Source organism: Allobosea sp. MMO-172 (assembly GCF_037147855.1).
Taxonomy (GTDB): domain Bacteria; phylum Pseudomonadota; class Alphaproteobacteria; order Rhizobiales; family Beijerinckiaceae; genus Allobosea.
Window position 1 is genome coordinate 1 of the sequence record NZ_JBBCUM010000036.1, and the last position, 2,854, is coordinate 2,854.

Annotated in this window: 2 protein-coding genes; one reads left to right on the plus strand and one right to left on the minus strand. The window is 64.3% G+C overall.

The features are described 5' to 3' along the window. Positions 1-264 precede the first annotated feature (264 nt). Complete coding sequence (locus tag WFK61_RS25905) at positions 265-1,107, minus strand: MipA/OmpV family protein (RefSeq protein WP_336814925.1); 843 nt, start codon at positions 1,105-1,107, stop codon at positions 265-267. 373 nt (positions 1,108-1,480) lie between these two features. Between WFK61_RS25905 and WFK61_RS25910 the strand changes: the two genes are divergently transcribed. Continuing rightward, positions 1,481-1,843 (plus strand): hypothetical protein, encoded by a 363-nt coding sequence (locus WFK61_RS25910; RefSeq protein WP_336814926.1) that lies wholly within the window; start codon positions 1,481-1,483, stop codon positions 1,841-1,843. Positions 1,844-2,854: the final 1,011 nt, after the last annotated feature.

Sequence of the window (2,854 nt, forward strand, 5' to 3'; positions counted from 1 at the left end):
GACGGTCGGCGGGCCGCGCCTGGTCCGGCCGGCCAGCCGGACCAGGCATACCGCTTCCGCGGAACCACACAACAATACCAAAACTCAAACAGACAATTCCGGGGCTTCGCGTGAGCGAAGAACCCGGAACCCACGACCGGGCGAGCCCTTCACAACCAAGCCTGAAAGTTTCACCCCGTCGTGGGTTCCGGGTTCGCGCCTGCGGCGCGCCCCGGAATGACAAAGGTGTGCTTCTAAACCCGCAGCGACCAGTTCGGCCGCTTCTCAGAGCCCGAAGGAGTAGTTCATCCCGGTGTCGAACGAGTAGCTCGCCGACAGGCCGAAGGTGAACGAATCGCGCGAGCCGAACGGCCTGACGATCGGGGAGCGCGTGGCGTCGCCGACGAGGCGCTTGTATTCGACATAGGCCGTGGTCTTGAGCTGCTCCGACCAGTGATAGGTGACCTGCGCCAGCGCGCCATAGGTATGGATGCCGGTATTGAAGCGCTGCAGCAGGCCGCCCGTTCCGGGCATGGCGCCGTTTGTGCCGAAATAGGTCCGGACATAGTCGGCGGAGGTAATCCGCATGCGCGGGCCGACGCCGAGCGTCCACTGTCCGATGGTCGAGAAGGCATCGAGCTTGAAGTCGGCGACGACGCCGTCATGTGCGGCGATGCCGCGGCGCAGGTCGACGCGGCCGCGCAGCCAGGAGGTCGGGTAGAATTCGGCGAAGCCGCCGAGCTCGGCGCCGAACTTGGTGGCGGGCACCGCGACGAGGGCCGGGTTGATCTTGGCCGAGCGCTTCCAGAGCAGGTCGCCCGAGAAGCCGATGCGCCAGCCCTGGCCTGAGAAGACGCCGATGCTGAGCATCGCGTCGTCCTCGGCGCTCCACCAGGTGCTCTTGAGGCCCTTGCCCAGCGAGATGATCGGGCGGGCGCGGAAGACGTAATCGTCCGAGCCGGTATAGTCGGGCTGGTAGCGCACGCCGGCGCCCAGCGTGATGTACCAGTTCTGTGCCGACTGGGGCGAGGTCAGGGTCGAGTAGTCCCTCGACTGTGCCTGGGCATGGCCAGGCAGCGACAAGGCGAGGCAGGTCGAAAGACCGGCCAGATACGCAACGCAACGCATAATCCAGAACTCCGACGCTATGGCGTCTCCGATAGGCGATGCCCGCAATCTGGAGAATGAGATTTAATGGGCGGTTAAGGTTCCCATTTCGTTATCTTAAGGGGTCTTTCGCCTGCCGCGGCACGCATCGAGTGGGTGATCGCTCCACGCCTTTGGGGCCGGGGCACGCCTTTGGATAGTCCGGCGCGAGGGGGAGGCCGAAAAAGGGCGCAGGCCGTTCGCCGGGCGTGTTCCGGCGGAAGCAGTGCTCATGAAATCGGCTGGCTTGACGCTGCCGGCCTCTTGACCTGCGGCCCGCTCTATGGCCATGCCGAAGCATGGGCTCGGCATGGTGGTTTTCGCTGCGCTCCGTTCTCGAAGGGCAGGCGGAATCATGAAGATGCGGCGGATGGGTGCGGTCGTTCTGGCCGGTGGACTGTCGATTCTGGCGAGCGTTTCGGCCTATGCCGCAAGCAGCTCGACGACCCTGCCGCCGCCGGACCCGACCGCGAAGAACCTCACCCCCTACATGATTCAGCTGCGCGCCTTCGACGCCTGCCTGATCACGCAGTCGCAGCTCATGGGCACGACGCGCGAGGCGGTTCACACCCCCTGCAGCTGCTACGCCAAGGGCACTGTCGCCGCGATGACCAAGGACGAGATCCAGGCCTTCCGCGACACCGGCTATTTCAACGACACGGCCCGCCAGAAGGGCCTCCAGTTCATCGATCAGTGCAAGCTGAAGCGCCCGTTCTGAGCTGATGGCTGCGCCGGCTTGCCGGCGCTCGCTCTCCTAGACAGGTTCGCCTTGCTGCTGCCAGACTGCTGATGGCTGCTGCCAGACTCCTGAGAGTGGCTGTCATCGGCGAGAGAGCAGGAAGAGGCCAACCGCCTCTTGCTGTGAGGGGGACGGCATGTCCGCCTCGGTGTCTCTAGGGAGTCAGAACCGTGATTCGCCGTCAAGCGGGAAATCGCTTGGCGGTGCACTTTTCTTTGGGGAGCCATGAGGGACCATGAGGCAACCTCAAGGATATCAATAGGTTAGCCTCAATGGCCCCGTGAGGTATTAGACTAAGGGCTAATACTCGAGGGCATGTCCGGTGAGGCTAGGGAGCCATGAGGACCCCTCAAAGCCTAGGCGTGAGGTAGACCCCGTGAGGCCATGCGGCCACTAGACCCCATCGCCTCGGGAGGGCGTGAGGCAGGGCCTAAGGTCCAGGCGCGGAGTGACCGCTTCCCGTAGGACAGATGGTATCTCTCACGTGAGGGCAAGCCCCACCATCGTCATCACCCACCGCCAGGGCGGACCTCGCACTGTCATACCCATGACAACACATGCGGCCAGCCCCGGCAGGGCAGGGCGTGAGGCGGAACAGGGCGGGAACGCGGCAGGGGCCACGGGGGGAAGCCTCGCCGCCGCCCCACGTGGGGTGGGTCTTGGATGGGTGACCCCTCGGTTGGGTCCGGGGAAGGGTGGGTCCCTATCCCGGTCACTCCTCGCCGGGTGGGAGCCTCAGGCCGGTCACTTTGCGCATGACTGTAAGAGTAACCCCAAGCCCAGCTCAGAGCAGTGACCCGGTGGAGGGGTCAACTCATCGAAGATGCTACCTAAAGGGACCACCTTATCATTAGGTCCGTCCTCTTTTGGCAATTTCTTTGTCAAACGGCGCGCAATGTTGCCCCCCGATCGGCGTCCAATATTGACCCCTTGATGAGCTGTGGCGGTCAGGAGGCGGCGCGGCGGAGCTGGTTTGGGTTGCACAGCCGC

What these genes read in the sequence shown, in the direction of transcription:
- WFK61_RS25910 (WP_336814926.1), top strand. Translation starts at nt 1,481, where the DNA reads ATGAAGATGCGGCGGATGGGTGCGGTCGTTCTGGCCGGTGGACTGTCG.
- WFK61_RS25905 (WP_336814925.1), bottom strand. Translation starts at nt 1,107, where the DNA reads ATGCGTTGCGTTGCGTATCTGGCCGGTCTTTCGACCTGCCTCGCCTTG.